Annotated in this window: 12 protein-coding genes; 1 reads left to right on the top strand and 11 read right to left on the bottom strand. The window is 39.8% G+C overall.

What is annotated here, in order from left to right; genetic code table 11:
* Nucleotides 1-161 precede the first annotated feature (161 nt).
* From RI557_RS01785 to RI557_RS01775, 3 genes are all read right to left on the bottom strand, one after another.
* Nucleotides 162-1,328 carry a T9SS type A sorting domain-containing protein gene (locus RI557_RS01785; RefSeq protein WP_310681685.1) on the bottom strand — a complete coding sequence of 389 codons (1,167 nt, stop codon included), beginning with the start codon at nucleotides 1,326-1,328 and terminating at the stop codon, nucleotides 162-164.
* 204 nt (nucleotides 1,329-1,532) lie between these two features.
* Nucleotides 1,533-3,149, bottom strand: coding sequence for a T9SS type A sorting domain-containing protein (locus RI557_RS01780; RefSeq protein WP_310668816.1), 1,617 nt, complete (start codon nucleotides 3,147-3,149; stop codon nucleotides 1,533-1,535).
* A 38-nt stretch (nucleotides 3,150-3,187) separates the two neighbouring features.
* Nucleotides 3,188-4,204 (bottom strand): DUF6427 family protein, encoded by a 1,017-nt coding sequence (locus RI557_RS01775; RefSeq protein WP_310681678.1) that lies wholly within the window; start codon nucleotides 4,202-4,204, stop codon nucleotides 3,188-3,190.
* Between the two features lie 89 nt (nucleotides 4,205-4,293).
* On the opposite strand from RI557_RS01775, the gene RI557_RS01770 reads away from it, so the two are divergent.
* Nucleotides 4,294-4,479, top strand: coding sequence for a hypothetical protein (locus RI557_RS01770; protein WP_310668818.1), 186 nt, complete (start codon nucleotides 4,294-4,296; stop codon nucleotides 4,477-4,479).
* 57 nt (nucleotides 4,480-4,536) lie between these two features.
* Here the strand turns inward: RI557_RS01770 and purD are convergent, their stop codons facing one another.
* From purD to RI557_RS01730, 8 genes are all read right to left on the bottom strand, one after another.
* Nucleotides 4,537-5,808, bottom strand: coding sequence for a phosphoribosylamine--glycine ligase (purD, locus tag RI557_RS01765; protein ID WP_310681676.1), 1,272 nt, complete (start codon nucleotides 5,806-5,808; stop codon nucleotides 4,537-4,539).
* A 202-nt stretch (nucleotides 5,809-6,010) separates the two neighbouring features.
* Nucleotides 6,011-6,616, bottom strand: a complete 606-nt coding sequence (locus RI557_RS01760) for a thioredoxin family protein (protein WP_310668820.1) — start codon at nucleotides 6,614-6,616, stop codon at nucleotides 6,011-6,013.
* 116 nt (nucleotides 6,617-6,732) lie between these two features.
* Complete coding sequence (locus RI557_RS01755; protein ID WP_310681674.1) at nucleotides 6,733-7,353, bottom strand: response regulator transcription factor; 621 nt, start codon at nucleotides 7,351-7,353, stop codon at nucleotides 6,733-6,735.
* Entirely contained in the window at nucleotides 7,325-9,562 is a 2,238-nt protein-coding gene (locus RI557_RS01750) for a sensor histidine kinase (protein ID WP_310681672.1), read from the bottom strand. Before RI557_RS01750 ends, RI557_RS01755 begins: the two co-directional genes overlap by 29 nt.
* A 48-nt stretch (nucleotides 9,563-9,610) precedes the next feature.
* Complete coding sequence (locus RI557_RS01745; RefSeq protein WP_310668823.1) at nucleotides 9,611-11,152, bottom strand: acyl-CoA carboxylase subunit beta; 1,542 nt, start codon at nucleotides 11,150-11,152, stop codon at nucleotides 9,611-9,613.
* A 147-nt stretch (nucleotides 11,153-11,299) separates the two neighbouring features.
* Nucleotides 11,300-12,061, bottom strand: a complete 762-nt coding sequence (locus tag RI557_RS01740) for a YebC/PmpR family DNA-binding transcriptional regulator (RefSeq protein ID WP_310668824.1) — start codon at nucleotides 12,059-12,061, stop codon at nucleotides 11,300-11,302.
* 65 nt (nucleotides 12,062-12,126) lie between these two features.
* A complete protein-coding gene (locus RI557_RS01735) occupies nucleotides 12,127-12,906 on the bottom strand; it encodes an outer membrane beta-barrel protein (protein WP_310668825.1) in 780 nt (259 codons plus the stop codon).
* A 76-nt stretch (nucleotides 12,907-12,982) separates the two neighbouring features.
* On the bottom strand, nucleotides 12,983-16,714 hold a 3,732-nt coding region (locus tag RI557_RS01730; protein WP_310681670.1), incomplete at its 5' end, for a gliding motility-associated C-terminal domain-containing protein.

The raw sequence follows: 16,714 nt of genomic DNA, 5'->3' as shown, positions 1-16,714 counted from the left end.
CTCGATTACTACAGGTTAATGGATTAACAAATTGTTAGGAAGAGGGTTGCTTCGTTATATCATAAAATACGATTGCAGTCATATTTGCGCTTCTGTCTTAAACTAAAAAAACCCCCGACAACAAAACGCTATCGAGGGCTTTATTCAATTATTGAACCTGTTTATTGCACGATCACTTTCTCAGTTTGTTCACCTATTTTGAGCAAGTAAACGCCTGATGAAAATTGATTCACATCAATTACTCCATTTGCCTGAAGAGTTCCTGTTTTAACAACCTCTCCAGTTAGCGAGTAAAACTCATAAGGAGTTGCGTTATTAATTCCTTTAATGAACACTCGATCATTTGCGGGGTTTGGATAGACAACCACCTCATTTTTTCTCAATTCTTCAAAGCCTGTTGAAATACAATCGTAATTTATAAGTTCTTCAAGTGTGTTAATTCCTTGTGCATTTTGTGTGATTTGATAGAACTCTGTAGAGTCAGTCGTTGTTCCTGAAAAAGACTGTAGCATTCTCATAATAGGAGGCTTGATATCACAAAAGTCTTCTAAAGCATAATTGTATTTAATTGCAATAGCCGAAACTCCAATATCTTCTGGCGATTCAATATTAATAACACTTAAGTTCTCATTAAAAATAAAGCCTCCTAGTTCATTATTATTTTCAATGCCACCAAAAGCAAAGTTTAAATCCAAATAAACTGAGTCTAACTTTCTATTATTTTTAATGTTTAAGAGCACTATCCATTCATTATCAGTTGAGCTAAGATTAATATTATTCAAGCTATCGTTATCCTGAATAATAATTTGATTATTTAAGCCAGGACTTGAAGGATCAACAAGATTTGGTGCATTCACTTCAATGGAGTTGATTTCATCACAATTGGTTACTTCAAAGTCAATGTGTTTATAATCAGTATTAAACACAAGATCTCCAGAAACAGGTGTTTTTTCGAGGATAAATCGATATACAGAAGAATTAATAATTGGGCTAACATCAGTCAGTAATGGGTTATTAACTGATGCAAAACCTCTTATTTCACATGATTGAGCAACGCTTGTAATACTGTTAACCCTTGTGTCAAACATATATAAGTACAAGGTATCTCCATTTTGCCCTAAAGCAGAAATATCATGGATCTGTTCGTTTAATGGAAGGGTTGTGTCATTTTCCAAATATATTCTGTAAATATCATAATAATCTAATGCTATTCCATTTGCTACACTATCTACATCTGCCTGGGAGTTAATATTGTCATATAGTTTTGCCTGTCCATTTGACTTCATGCTAAAAGCGAGAAGTGCTATTATTGCTAATATATATCTCATAACTAATTCATTTTATTGTTCAACATTTTGGTTTGATATTGCTTCACCCGAGAAAGTTCCTATTCTTGAGCCAATATAGCAAAGTGATTTTTACGTGTCAAGTTTTTTTAAATCACAATGATTAAGGCAACTAAAACAAACTGATGTTGCTTCATTCTAACCTTTCCTAATCTTAAGTTGATTGGACAACAATGATTAATTATCTTAAAGTTTAACAAGCTTTTTGGTCAGAACACCATTTTCCGTTTTTAGATTGAGAAAATATGTTCCCCGCGAAATATTGGTAAGGTTAATTGAATTGTACCCGCTTTTGACTTTTCCTGTTTTGATGATTCTTCCAGATAGCGATAGAATTTCCCAACTTCTAAAATTGGTTTCATTATTCAACTTAAACTTCACGAAATCACTTGAAGGATTTGGAAAAACAGAAACTTTATTTTCAGATAAACCAGCCCTTTCATTGATGAACAACGGAATATCAAGCCAAACAAGCCAGTTATCAACTGATTGACCATAGGCCGGTTCAGACTTCATACCTGAAGCTCCTGAAGTTGATCGACCAGCAATAAAGAGTTGATTGTTATCCAGTAGTACAGCCTCTGAAGCAAAATCATTCACGCTTCCTCCTGTCCTAAAGGTCCAGTCAATATTGCCAAGAGTATCGAGGTTGAAAACTACATAATCCATATCCCCGTATTCCGGGTTACTACCAATATTGCCTGTACCAGGTAAAGCATTGGAAGAGCCAACAACATAAATATCATTATCTCCTGAAGCTATAATCTCGCTGTTAAAGTCTTCTCCATTTTGATCACCGCCAAGAGAAATTTGCCAGTCAATTTCAAAATCTTCATCTAACTGTAGCAGCCAGTAATCGCCACTACCCACTATTGAAACAGTTTTGTTTCCTGAAAATGTCGATCTTGAATAACCAACCAGGTAAGTTTTCTTTCCATTTCGAGTCATTCTAATTTCTGTCTCAAAATCACTGCCCCCATAAGAGTAATCCCCAATTCTATTTCCATTCGAATCGAGTTTTAATAACCAAAAGTCTGAAGCCCCATAACTTTGGGCTGTTTTACCTAAGCCTTGTGGAGAATCGGAAATACATGCTGTATAATAATTCCCAGATGAACCCTGGGATATAGATTTTGCCCGGTCATAACCCGTTCCACCTAAAGTTTTATTCCATTGAATTGTTCCATTATTAATATTCAATTTCACCAGCCAAGCATCAACAGCTCCTCTGAGTGGCTCTGTTTTATCACCAGATATAGAAGAAAGTGAGTGCCCACAAAGTAGCAATTGGTTATCATTTGTTATTAATCCTTTAGACAAATACTCAAGAGTATCAGCACCAATAGACACGTCCCATAACTTGTTTCCCTGTAAGTCAGTTTTTACTACCCAATAATCATCATCGCCTTTATTTATTGATGTTTTATTACCTGAAACGCTTGATTCGCTATCTCCTAAAAGGAAAAGATGATTGCCGTGAATTACAATATCTTTTGCTCGATCAATTTCATCACCTCCAAAGGTGCGATCCCACAAAAAGCTACCGTTTTCATCTAACTTGTAGAGCCAATAATCTGATCCGCCATAAGCCGTATCAGTCTTTAGCCCATTATCCTGTGCTGTATTTGTACCGGAGGTAGTCAAACAATACATTGATCCGTCACTTGCCTCAACACAATGCACATCAAATTCAATTGATTTTGACCCCACTGTGAGGTCTCGAGCTTGTTGAATTGACTGAGAATTAGATGAGTTAACAACGGACAAAAAGCCTAAGAAAGAAATTAATCTGAATAAGTACATGGTGAATATTTGAAATGGTAATTTTCAAATATATCAAATCAATTCACAAACCAGGTATTGAATAAAGCAAGAGCTATGAGTATATAGAAAAGCGATTCGCGCATCCAGGCTATCCTCGCGTAATAAAAGTAATTCGCAATCATAATAGCCAATGGCGCTACCATTAAGTGGAGTTGTTGGTGCGTTTGCACATTAAAAATGTACCAGCTCAACAACACAAGAATCATCCACCAAAGCAATAAAAGGTAACTTTTACGAACTCTCACAATATTCAATCGAATGCTTTTGAAAAAAGAAGGGAGAACGATCATTAAAACCAAAAACAACTCAACAGCCAAAATAACTGTAGCCCCCTGAAAAAGGCTGATATCATGAATAACTGAATCGCTTATTTTAAAAGGTGACTCCCAATCTGCACCAGTAATGTAAATGATCGCATAATAAAACAACCAGGGTGTTGCGGCTCCTATCAATGTCACAAAATGATCACGCCAAACGAACGATTTAAAATATGCGAGTCCGGCAATCACCATAACAATGGCACAAACTGCAGGAGCATAAAAGAGTGAGCCAATTCCCACGTAAAATGCCGCATCAAAGGCTTTGCCTCTGGTATTTGTTTGCTGAGGAATCTCCAAAACTTTCTTCATAGCAAAAAGCAAAAAGAAGTTAGCGATCAAAGCCGGAGAAAGAAATAACTGCTCAGCAAAAAACGAAGCCATGATCATGTAAGCGATCAAAGGCGAACTACTCACTCGTTCTAGTAATCCGCGAGAATTGATAATCGCATTGAATAAAAACCCCTGAATAATCACAATTACAGTAGCCAACAACCACTCAAACCATGGAGCAAATAACACCCAGGTAAATACCTTTTGAAAAAGCGGAGTTGAATACCAGTGGTTGTGATCAAAATGAACATCGCCAAAAAAGGCAAGCCTGGTAATCACTACAATGAGTGGCGCCAGAAAAAATGTCGCGGGCTGACTTGTCTTGAAAAAATTGGCTGTCATGACTACAAAGAAAAGCAGACTTTTAGAAATAGCGCTGTTCATTGGTCAGAACCGCAAAAAACATTTACCACAAAAATGGAATTGCTATTTTTTTGGCTATTTTTGCCACAAAAGGACGAAATTTTTAAGCTATGACCTGGAACGAATTAATATATGCGATAGGTGATTTTGTAACACTTACTTTTGAACTCCTCAAAGCCGGGAACAACTACGTAAACTGGTTTTTCATTGTATTAATCGCAATTGTGCTTACCGGCTGGGTTGTTATGCAACAGAAGTACAACAAAGAAGCTAAAGAAAACGGAACGTTGATGTAAAATCGTTCCATCAAGATAATATTAAAAGGCTGATTCGGTGAATCAGCCTTTTTTGTTTTAGAGAATATCTTTTCCGATATCAGTTCGGTAGTACTTTTTATCGAAGTTGATTTTAGCAGCTATCATCATTGCCTTTTCAAGGGCTTTTTCTCTTGTTTTTTCAAGAGCTGTAACAGCGAGTACTCGACCTCCGGCCGTAACAACGTTCTCGCCATCGCGTTTTGTTCCGGCATGGAAAATCAGCTCATCGCCACTTTCATCTAACCCACTGATAACTTTACCCTTCTCGTATTTCTCAGGATATCCACCTGAAACAAGCACCACAGAAACTGCGGCTTTGTCATCAATCTCGCAGGTCATTTCACGTAGGTTCTGACCGTTAACTGCTTCAAAAAGTTCAACTATATCTGATTTTATTCGCGGTAACACAACTTCCGTTTCAGGATCACCCATCCTGGCATTGTACTCCACGACATAAGGATCTCCGCCAACATTCATCAACCCGATGAAGATAAAACCTTTGTAGTCGATCCCTTCAATCCGCAAACCATCAATAGTTGGAATGATGATGCGGTTTTTCACTTTTTCGAGAAATTGCTCATCGGCAAAAGGAACGGGTGAAACAGCTCCCATTCCGCCAGTGTTGAGGCCTGTATCGCCCTCACCTATTCGTTTGTAGTCTTTTGCTTCAGGTAACAGGACAAAGTCTTTTCCATCGCTGAGGACAAATACCGAAAGTTCAATTCCGTCTAAAAACTCTTCGATCACGACTTTTTCAGATGCTTCGCCAAATTTCCCGTTGAGCATGTTTTCTAACTGCTCGCACGCTTCTTCCAGTTCTTTCACGATCAGAACCCCTTTGCCGGCTGCTAGTCCGTCAGCTTTCAAAACGAACGGAGGATTGAGCGAACTCAAAAAGTTTTTGCCTTCATCAATCGAGTTCTTTGTAACCGTTTTGTAGCGAGCTGTAGGAATTTGATTTCGCTGCATGAATTCCTTTGAAAAATCTTTTGATCCTTCGAGCTGTGCTCCTTCTTTTCCAGGTCCGATTATAGCGACATCTTTCAGCTTTTCATCTGCCTTAAAAAAGTCGACAACCCCTTCAACAAGAGGCGCCTCAGGCCCTACAACAATCATTTCAACATTGTTATCTAAAACAGCCTTTTTGAGACCTTCAAAGTCTGTTGGTGCAACATCGAGGTTTTTCCCGATTTCCATTGTACCGGCATTACCGGGTGCAAAAAAAACGTTTTCAACTTTTGGGCTTTTCTTTACTGCCCAGCCAAGCGTGTGTTCTCTTCCGCCAGATCCTATTACGAGTACGTTCATATTCTAAATTGATGAGAGGGCAAAGAAACGGTGTTTTTGGGATTAAAAGGGGGTGTATCAAAAGGCGTTTTAAAATTCAAAATTCAGTTTATTGTAATATAACTTCCTAAATCAGCTATTTAACTTTTAACGAATAGCCTTTTAATACCGAAAAATGATAGATTTTTCGGTATTGATACACCCCCTGAATAATTCAATCCTTCTATTTCTTCACTCGTTTAATGCTACAACCGAGTGCTTTTGATGTTTGAGGTGAAATTTCTTTTCCTGAAGCCATCGCTGTGATTGCATCTTTCAGGTATTGCTTTTTCACTTCATCTTTATTTTCATAATTATCATCAATCGCTCCTTTGTAAACGAGCTTGAGGTTTCGGTTAAGCAAGAATACATGCGGAGTTGTTTTGGCTCCAAATGCATCGGCAATTTTGTGATCTTTATCGATTACGTAAGGCATTGTGTAGCCTTCTTCCAGAGCGTGAGCTTTCATGTTCTCCGGTGAATCTTCATCGCCTCTAAATGCTTCATTTGAATTAATGAGTACCATACCTATTTCTTCGTTTTTAGCCATTTCATGAATTTCGTTGTAACGATCTTCCCAGGCTTCAACAAACGGACACGTATTACACGAAAAAACAACGAGTAAGCCCTGTGGCTTTAAGTATTCACGAAGCATTTTTTCATCACCATCGAGCTCTGTTACTTTATGATGGAGACCTTCTGCTGTTTCACCTATTTCAACTCCCTTTTTTGGGGCGAAGGCAAAGAAAGCAGCAATTAAAAGCGGAAATATGAATAGTTTCTTTTTCATAATAATGTTGTTTGTGTCTTTATCAATTTGATTTATAAACGTACTGGTTTATTCGGAGATGCTTAATCACTCATCCAAATTTAAGTTATTTAGATCGTTTTCAGTCTTTAAAAATGTTAATCGCGTGTTATAATGCCCTCTTTCAATGCGGTTCTGACCAAAGCCGCTGAATTGTGAATGTTGAGTTTTCGCATAATATTCGTTCTGTGCGTGTCCACAGTCCGGTGACTGATATTGAGCGCTTCAGCAATTTCCCTATTCGTATTTCCCTCCGCAATGAGGGCAATGATTTGGATTTCTCTTTTTGTCAATTGTTCTTTCACCAAAGATGACCGCTTACCGGTTTTAATTTCAGAACAGTAAGTACCTCCGCAATTCACTTTTTCAATGGCCTCAACTAAATCTTCAACCGGGCTATTCTTGAGCACATAACCGCTTGCCCCCAACTGCATAACGCGTTCTGACACTGCTTTTTCAGCAAACATGGTGATGGCTATTGTTTTGATTGAGGGGTATTCCTTTTTGAGAATTTTGATTGTTTCAAAACCGTCCATTACGGGCATGTTCAGATCCACCAGCGCTACATCTGGCAAGAGTACATCAGCATACCGGAGGAGTTCTTTTCCATTTCTCGCTTCAGCGAGAACTTCGATATGCGGAACTCCATCGAGAAGACTCTTAATTCCCTCAGCCACGAGTTCGTGGTCGTCAGCCAGTATGGTTCTGATCGTTTGCATCACCTTTCAAAGGTAATGTTAAAGTAGCAATTGTTCCTTTAGTTGCGCCCGGCTCAAAACCGATGTCTCCATTGAGTGTGTTCGCCCTGCTACGGATGTTCAACAATCCTTTGCCTTTTTGGGAATCTTTTTCGATATCGGGCAAGAAACCTTTACCATCATCTTCAATTGTTATGACCAGGTCCTTTTCATTTCGGTAAAGGTTGATGTCAATTTTATTGGCTCCCGAATGCTTTACTATGTTGTTGAGCAATTCCTGAACAATTCGATAAGCGCTTAGTTCAACCATTTCAGGGAGTCTATCCTGGCTTTTCATGCCGTAAAAGTCAAACGTGTAACTCATGTTTGAGTTATTGAACATGTTGCTGAGGATATCCTGTAAGCCTGATATCAACCCGAATTGCTGAAGTCCTTTGGGCATCATTTCATGCGAAATGGTTCTCACTTCATCACAGGCTTCATTGAGGTATTCAATGGATTGCAAGAAGCGCTTTCGCTGGGTTTGATTTTGAAAGTGGAGTGAATCGTAGAATCGCTCAAATGACATTTTGAGCCCCGTAAGTGTTTGGGCAACTCCATCGTGCAGGTCTCGGGAAATACGTTTACGCTCAGATTCGAGAGCACTTATAAGAGCTTTAAGACCTTCTTCCTGTTCACTGATGATTGCCTTTTGGAACTCTCGTTCACGCTTCATTGACACCCTTTTGTAGGCTCCGTACAACACAAAGAAGCTCAACAAAATGAAAATGATCAGGTAGATGATTTGATTTCTACTTTGCTCGAGTTCCATTTCCTGTCTTGACAACTTGAGTTGATCAATTTCTTTTTCCCTGTTCAGTGATTTGATTTCCCGCTCTTTTTGCTCCGTTTCATAACGTGTTCTCAACTCGGCAATTTTCTCGGTCATGCGCGCATTGAGCATTGAATCTTTGAAAGCGATATAACGATCTTTGTATTCAAGTGCTTTCTCAAATTCATTGAAGTGAGCATGCATGTCTGACAGGCCTTCCATAGATGCTGTTATCTCGGCCAGCCCATCAATTTTACGAGCTGTTGAAAGACCAGCTACAAAGTACTCATTAGACTGAGCTTTGTTGTTCAACATCATGTAAGTATAACCGAGATTTGTTTGTAACCTGGATACTTCTTTTTGATCGTTGAGAGACTTATTTATTGCGAGCGACTTATTGAAAAACTCGAGCGCTTTTTTGTACTTTGTCTCGTAATAATAAACGTTTGCTATATTGTTAAGTGCCTTTGCCAGCCCTGCTGAATCTGCGTTTTTCTCAAATACCTTTTTAGCATTTTCGAAATAATCCAAAGCTCTTTCCGGCTCCGTTTTGGTAAACATGGTACCCAGGTTGACATAGCTATTGGCTACTTTGGTATTGTATCCATTTTCACCGTAAATCTTTTTGGCTTTTAGCGTGTAGGACTCTGCCTGATCGAGTTTTTTCAAGCTCTGGTAAATAGAGCCGATATTTCCGTAAATATCAGCAGCTTGGAGCATGTAGTTTTGGTTTTCGTAATACCGTGCAGATCTAAAATAGGCCTGGAGTGACTCTTCATATTTACCTAAATGAAAAAAGCAGTTGCCCAGCAGTTTATCAATTGTTGCTTCTGTAGATTTATCATTTGTAATACTGTTGAGCTTCCTGGCTTCTTTAGCTGTTTCAAGTGCATCTTTGAGTTCACCAACTTTCAACTGAGTATTTGACTTTAGGATTTGTGAAGCAATTTGTTGGCCAACGAGATCGAGTGAATCGGCCATTCTCATGCTCAATCTCAATTGTTTAGAGACAGAAATAAAATCGTTGAAATGGTAGTAGAAATAGGCTTTCTTGTAAAAAGTTTGGGCCCAGAGACTGTCGTTTTGGCCCTTTGTTCGCTTCTCCACCTTATCCAATAGGAAGAAAGCCTCTTCCTTTTTATTTTCCAAAACCTTGCCGTAAGCCCTGAGGTATTGTGAATTGGCAAAAGCTTCAAGCCCCTGATCAGCTTTACTGATCAACTCAGCGTAATGATAGACGCTATCAGTATTTCCCTTTTCGTAATGGAGTTGACCAATTTTTGTGAGAATAGCAATTCGGTCAGAACCGGAGTTAGCCTGCCGGAGTTGCTCCGTAAGCTGGCTTCGGTTCTGACCGAAAATTAAAACTGGCACAAGCGCCCAAAACAGTACTGCTATATTTTGATACTTAAACAGCATAGTTCAGGCGAAAGATAAACATTTGTGTGAGTTATTGAACCACTTGTTTTATAGTGGAATGTTTCCGTGCTTTTTCTTTGGTAGATTATCCACCTTGTTTTCCAACATTTTAAATGCTTTGATGAGTTTTTCACGTGTTTTTTCAGGGACGATCACTTCATCAATATAACCACGAGCTGCTGCATTGTATGGATTAGCGAACATCTCAGCATATTCTTCATCTTTCTCTTTGAGTTTTGCTTCAGGATCGTCAGCATTTTTGATCTCATTCCTGAAAATGATTTCTGCTGCTCCTTTAGATCCCATCACTGCAATTTCAGCCGATGGCCATGCGTAGTTCATATCAGCACCAATATGCTTGGAGTTCATCACGTCATAAGCTCCACCGTAGGCTTTACGCGTAATAACTGTCACACGTGGTACAGTTGCTTCACTGAACGCATAGAGCAGTTTAGCTCCGTTGGTTATAATCGCATTCCATTCCTGGTCAGTTCCCGGAAGAAAGCCCGGTACATCTTCAAATGTTAAAAGCGGAATGTTAAACGAGTCACAGAAACGCACAAAACGTGCTCCTTTACGTGATGAATTGATATCTAGCACGCCTGCCAGTACAGCCGGCTGATTCGCTACAATCCCGATCGTTTTTCCTGCTAAACGGGCAAAACCAACTACAATGTTTTCAGCGAAATCTTTATGAACCTCCATGAATGAATCTGAGTCAACAGTGCCATTGATCACTTCGCGAATATCATACGGCTGATTTGCACTGTCAGGAACTATATCATTTAATTCTTTACGAACTTCATCGCCCGGTTCATAAGGTAATGATGGAGGCTCTTCCTCGCAGTTTTGCGGGATAAATGAGAATAATTCCTTTATTTGATTGATCGATTCAATTTCATTAGCGGCCGTGAATTGTGTTACACCACTCTTGGTTCCGTGTGCACTGGCTCCACCAAGTTCTTCTGATGTCACTTCTTCGTGCGTAACTGTTTTTACAACATTTGGCCCGGTTACGAACATGTAAGAGGTGTTTTCCACCATGAAGATGAAATCGGTGAGAGCCGGAGAATAAACGGCACCACCGGCACAAGGCCCCATAATTGCTGACAATTGTGGAATAACGCCAGATGCTCTTGTATTGCGATAGAAGATATCAGCGTAACCACCAAGCGACACTACACCTTCCTGGATTCTGGCGCCTCCTGAGTCATTTAGCCCGATCAACGGTGCTCCGTTTTTCATCGCGAGATCCATGATCTTCACAATTTTTTCGGCATGTGCTTCAGCAAGTGAACCTCCCAGAACGGTAAAATCCTGTGAAAAGACGTAAACGAGCCTACCGTTAATTGTCCCGTAACCGGTAACAACGCCATCACCCAAAAACTTTTGTTTATCGAGACCAAAGTTAGTTGAGCGGTGAGTCACCAACATGCCCATTTCTTCAAAAGAATCTTCATCCAAAAGGAAGTGAATCCTTTCACGGGCAGTTAGTTTACCTTTTTCGTGTTGCTTTTCTATTCGTTTTTCGCCTCCGCCTTTTTGGGCTTCTTCGATTTTATTCTTGAGTTCCTCTATCTTTTTATCCATACATCTAGTCTATAATGCGGTGTAAAAATAGAAAAGTAAGATCAGTTAACCCGATTAGAATTGGATTTATCCAGATTTGTAACGTCAAAAACTAAAAAAGGAGAAACCGAGCAGCTTCTCCTTTCATGTTATTTTATAACTTTTCTCTTACTCTTCTTCCAGAGCTTGCTGGAGTTCATCAGTTAATTCGAGGTTGTGATACACCGTATTCACATCATCATCATCTTCAAATTTCTCGATAACGTTCAGAACCTTTTTGGCTTTCTCCACATCCAGAGTTTCAGTATTGTTAGGTATACGCTGAACTTCAGCACTCTTTACTTCAATGTTCAACTCTTCCAGCTTACTGTTCATATTCCCGAAGTCATCGAAAGAGGTGTAGAGTGTGATTATTTCATCATCAGATTTATCCATTTCCTCGAGTCCGGCATCAATGAGTTCCATTTCCAATTCTTCTAAGTCTTTGCCTTCAATTTTTTCGCGTTTGATTTCAAACACACCTTTTCGGTCAAAGATGAACTCAAGGGAGCCTTTAGTTCCCAGAGAACCTCCATGCTTATTGAAGATAGATCGCACATTAGAAACGGTCCTGTTGTTATTATCAGTAGTGGTTTCTACAACAACTGCAATGCCGTTTGGAGCATAGCCTTCAAAGTGAACCTCAGTGTAATTTTCACCATCAGCTCCACTCGCTTTTTTGATAGCTCGCTCAATAGTATCCTTGGGCATGTTTTGGCCCTTGGCATTTTGAACTGCCAATCTCAAACGCGGGTTGCTTTCTTCGTCAGGTCCGCTTTCTTTAACCGCTACCGTAATCTCTTTGATAAGCCGTGTAAAGATTTTTGCGCGTTTTTTATCCTGTGCTCCTTTTCGGTGTTTTATGTTTGCCCACTTACTGTGTCCTGCCATGCCATTTTAATTTTGGAAGGTCAAAAATAAGAAAACCGTCAGTTAAAGGAAAAACGGGGCAACCATTAATCTTTGAAAGAATTGACGAAGCTAATTCCAAAGGTTATAGGATACATTTCAGGTCCTTTACCACTTTCAAAAAGCGGAACTGCTGAATAAGTTGCAAACAGATTAATTGGGCCATACCCTATTAACCCTCTCAAATCAGCAGTGAACTGATTTGTATTCCAGTTTCGGTTGTAATTAGTCTTCACTTTTTGTCCATCATCAAAGTACTTGACACGATATGTTTGGAAGAGACGCATACCGCCTAACACCCCAACACCTAATCTAAAGGCTTTTGCCGGGTCTTCATTTGTGTTGAAATGCAGCATGAGTGGAACTGTCAAATAACCGGTTCTGAACCTGTTTTTAGCGTAATCCTGACTCTGTTGTTCAAAAGCCATTACCGAATCATTTTGCTTTGTAACAAAGTAGTTGTTTTTGAGGGTGAAGTTCTTTACAGTGTATCCCAGTCCGGTTGAAAATTTCACATACTCTTTAAAGATTCTAACATCCATTTCAAATGGATTGATTGACCAGTTGATTGAAGAAGCAGGGTCAATCTCAAACCCTTTAATGGCATCTGGCACATCAGTGTCGAGTTCATTTTCAGTGTAACTCGCCCAGGTAAAACCAAATTCAATTCCTTCAAAAACTCTGTTCCTCCCTTTTGAGAAGAAGCTTACAACTCCATCATCAGCTGTGTCTGAATCTGTTTTTTTGATGTTGAGTGAGTTCTGACCAAAATTTAAGCTGCTGAATAACAGACCACCTGCGAGTAAAAGTAAATTTAGCTTTTTCATAATTGTTGTTTTAGTACATTAAAAAAACCCTCTCCAATTAAGAAGAGGGTTTTCAATTATCAATATCTATGCCGATCTATCGTATCAGGTTAATATATCCTGTTTGTTCTTTGAAATCGCGTTCATCGGTAGCATCGTTTGCTGTTATTTTCCAAACATAGCTTCCCGCTGGTGCCGGATTTCCGCCATTCACTGTTCCTCTCCAGCCAATATCCAGCGTATTGCTCTGGAAGACTACTTCTCCCCAACGATTGAAGATGATCATGCTAAAGCGATCAGGATTTACTCCTATGGCTTCGGCTTTGAAGATATCATTGAGACCATCTCCATTTGGCGTAAATGAGTTGGGAACGTAGAGGTTGAACTCTGCACCAACTCTCAAGGTATTAGTAACTTCATCAGTACATCCTTCAGCATTCATCACTGTTAAAGTAATCGGGTATGTACCAGAGTCGCCTTCAACCGGCATCTGGAATACAGGGCTTTGTTCCTGTGAACTACCAAGGCTTGCAAAATCCCAGTCCCATTCAACAGCATCATCAGTCGATTGATCCTGGAATTGGATCATCGTATTAAAGATTGTTGTTGGGTTTGGAGTCATGCTAAACTCGGCAATTGGGTTCTGAATAACATTGAAGTAATTGTTGATTGTTTTAGAATCAACACAACCATCGGTTGTTGTTACTTGCATCGTTACATCGTACTGACCTGCTGGCAAGTCAATGATCTCAGCTGTAAAGCCAGAAGCTGTAATTTCATCCCCTATTTCCCAGCTTATTGACTGTGCATTTTGTGTTTGATTTGTCAAAAAGTTGGTATAGGGTGCGCAACCTTCTAGCGTATCACGAGCAGACCAATCAACTTGAGGAAGAGGATTAACATTAACCCTAATGGTATCAGTTACTGAAGGTGAGCCACAATCATCAGTGAGCTCAACCGTATAGGTTGTTGAAGTTTGTGGTGAGGCGGTAACACTTTGTCCAACACCCCCACTGAGTCCAGTTATCGGAGACCATGTGTAACGATATCCGCTACCTGATCCGCCACTCCCTATTGCGCTAATGAAGGTTTCTTCACCAGGGCAAATATTGACTTCATCTTCAAGTTCCACTTCGAGTGAATCCCTGATTGAAATTTCAAAGACTTCAACATTTGATGCGCAACCGTTTTCATCTTCAGCGTAAACAGCATAGCTTGTATCCTGGCCGGGGCAAACAGTCACTACCTGACCATTACTGCTAGCTCCTGTCCATACGTAGCTGTACTGACTTCCTGTACCTCCACTAGCAAATGCTGATAAATTGATACAGTTGCTGGCACATATAGTTTTTTCATTGAATGGAACGCTTACTTCAACCGGAGAAGGTTCTATCAGGCTCGCTTCACCGAGTACCTGACATCTGTAAGCAGAGTCTCGAACCACAACATCATAGGTTCCCGCTGTTAAGCCTGTAAAGTTATTGCTCGACTGGAAGCTTTGTCCTCCGTCAATGCTATAGTAATAAGGCACTCGCCCACCTCTTGCGTAGATTTGGATCTGACCGTTATTGTTTCCATTACATTCGAGATCTCTTTCGGCTATTGAATCGATAACCAGTTCATCAGGCTCAGAGATCGTAAATGTAGTATCAGCAACACAATTATTGTTATCAGTTACCTCAAGTACATAGGCCGGGCCAGAACACAAGTTCCATGAAGTAGAACTATTAGAACCATAGCCATTCCAATCAAAAGCATATGGCATAACACCACCACTTACGGTAGCTGAAGCCTGACCGCCACAAGCTTGAAAGCATGTATCGTTCTCAACTGTAAGGTTGATATCAATTTTACTCGGTTGAGTAAGGTTGATAACCTGTGGTGCCGTTTCACACTGGAATGAATCACGAACAATTACAACATAATTATCTGCTAGCAAGGAATCAAAAGTTCCAAACGGAGCCCAGGTATTTCCATTATCTATACTGTACTCAAGTGGAGGAGTGCCTCCATGAGCATACACATCAATTGAGCCTGTGTAATCTTCAAAACAATTTAAGTTTTCGGTAATAATAGAATCTACAAATAATTCACCGTTTGTCTCGATTATTGCTTCTTGTGATAGTGTGCGACAACTATTTGCATCCTCAATCACAATATCAAAAGTATCAGGATCAAGACCTGAGAATAATTGACTCCCCTGAAAAGTCATTCCACTATCAATACTGTAAGTATATGGAGTAGCACCATTAGAAGCATAAATATCTATTTCACCATTTTGGGCACCAAAACAGGTCACATCACTTAAAATGGCACTGTCTAATACAACTCCGGGATCAATAATTGTATCGTAAGCTGCGGGAGAAATACAACCGAGTGAATCCTGGACATAACCCGCGTAATAGCCGATAGGCAAATTATTAAATTGATTACTTGCCTGGTAACCCGTCAATGAGTCAAGGCTATATTGATAGGGTGGAAAGCCACCTTGCTCTGTTAAAGTGATTGAGGCTGTTGAATCAACACAGTTAGGATTATTCCACGATAAATTTTGCACTTCAACATCACTTACTTCAACAGTCATACTATCGACAGTTTGACAGCCACAACCATCATCGTAAACCAACTGGTAAGTGGTGGTTTGTTGTGAACTTCCCACGGTCAGAACCGGATTGGGCGATGACGGGTTATCAAGCCCAGTTGTAGGAGACCAACTGTAAACGGGTGTTCCGGAACCACATGGAACGGTACCTGTTGCGCCAAGTGTTAGAGTGTCTCCGCGACACAACATTGTATCAGGACCAAGATCAATTTGCCTAACACTTACCGTGATCGTATCCATATTTTGACACGAGCCCGGCAAATTTGAAGTAACCTTATAGGTTGTTTGATTAGTTGGCTTAACCCACACGTTACTACCATCAGTACCCGTAGTATCACTAAAGTTTTGTCCCATGATCATAGAATCTCCTGATAAAACCTCCCACGTGAAAGTGTCTCCTCCAATTGGATTGAGGAATAGTGTGTCAAGGAAACCACATAAAGTATCATCTGGCCCGACATTCGTTGATGGTATAGCCGTTATATCAAATTGCACACTCGCAATACCCGATAACGGACAGGCATTATCTGAAGCAAATATTGTAAATACATTGAAAGGAGGTGCTCCTACAGGAACTGTTCCAGAAAAGTGCATTGTAGCAGTATCACCTACGGGTGCATTTGTACTTGTGGTAATAGTTAGGTTTGGAAAAACGGATAAAGCATTTGTCGTTAATTCTACTGAATCACCAAACAACTGAGTCGGTAATAATGAATCAGCAAATTGGATATCAAACGAGAAAGATTGACCGTAACACGCCTGAATCGAGTTGGAATCAACCTGTGTCCCTGACCCACTAAAGTTTTGAATTCCCGGGTCTAACATATAAGGCGGTGTATTACCACAGTTAGCTGCCGGTAAAATACTAAATTGAATATCCCTACAAGTAGTCCCAATCAACACCCCATTGCGGTATTCATCCACACAGAACTTCAATACCCAAAAAGGATTTGGAAAAGATGTCATTGCTGCTGTAGGATTGAAAGATATTTGCCCTGTTTGATTATTTATAGTCACAGGAACAGGGAATGGGTTTGTGTTACTATATCCACCCGTATAGACAATAGGTTGATTTGCATTTGTTAAAGGCATTCCAAAATAGAAATCTAATGAATCACCATCCGGTTCAACTACTCCCGGGTTAAAATTAACCGGTGAACCTGCACAATAATACGGAATTGGATCTGCTGTAAATACCGGTAAATTATTACATGGGGTGATATTCGT

Source organism: Salibacter sp., from assembly GCF_031581065.1.
Classification (GTDB): Bacteria; Bacteroidota; Bacteroidia; order Flavobacteriales_G; family Salibacteraceae; genus Salibacter.
The sequence above is the reverse complement of the archived record's forward strand: the minus strand, read 5'-3'. Positions and strand labels throughout refer to the sequence as shown.

What these genes read in the sequence shown, in the direction of transcription:
- RI557_RS01785 (WP_310681685.1), bottom strand. Translation starts at nt 1,328, where the DNA reads ATGAGATATATATTAGCAATAATAGCACTTCTCGCTTTTAGCATGAAG.
- RI557_RS01780 (WP_310668816.1), bottom strand. Translation starts at nt 3,149, where the DNA reads ATGTACTTATTCAGATTAATTTCTTTCTTAGGCTTTTTGTCCGTTGTT.
- RI557_RS01775 (WP_310681678.1), bottom strand. Translation starts at nt 4,204, where the DNA reads ATGAACAGCGCTATTTCTAAAAGTCTGCTTTTCTTTGTAGTCATGACA.
- RI557_RS01770 (WP_310668818.1), top strand. Translation starts at nt 4,294, where the DNA reads ATGACCTGGAACGAATTAATATATGCGATAGGTGATTTTGTAACACTT.
- purD (WP_310681676.1), bottom strand. Translation starts at nt 5,808, where the DNA reads ATGAACGTACTCGTAATAGGATCTGGCGGAAGAGAACACACGCTTGGC.
- RI557_RS01760 (WP_310668820.1), bottom strand. Translation starts at nt 6,616, where the DNA reads ATGAAAAAGAAACTATTCATATTTCCGCTTTTAATTGCTGCTTTCTTT.
- RI557_RS01755 (WP_310681674.1), bottom strand. Translation starts at nt 7,353, where the DNA reads ATGCAAACGATCAGAACCATACTGGCTGACGACCACGAACTCGTGGCT.
- RI557_RS01750 (WP_310681672.1), bottom strand. Translation starts at nt 9,562, where the DNA reads ATGCTGTTTAAGTATCAAAATATAGCAGTACTGTTTTGGGCGCTTGTG.
- RI557_RS01745 (WP_310668823.1), bottom strand. Translation starts at nt 11,152, where the DNA reads ATGGATAAAAAGATAGAGGAACTCAAGAATAAAATCGAAGAAGCCCAA.
- RI557_RS01740 (WP_310668824.1), bottom strand. Translation starts at nt 12,061, where the DNA reads ATGGCAGGACACAGTAAGTGGGCAAACATAAAACACCGAAAAGGAGCA.
- RI557_RS01735 (WP_310668825.1), bottom strand. Translation starts at nt 12,906, where the DNA reads ATGAAAAAGCTAAATTTACTTTTACTCGCAGGTGGTCTGTTATTCAGC.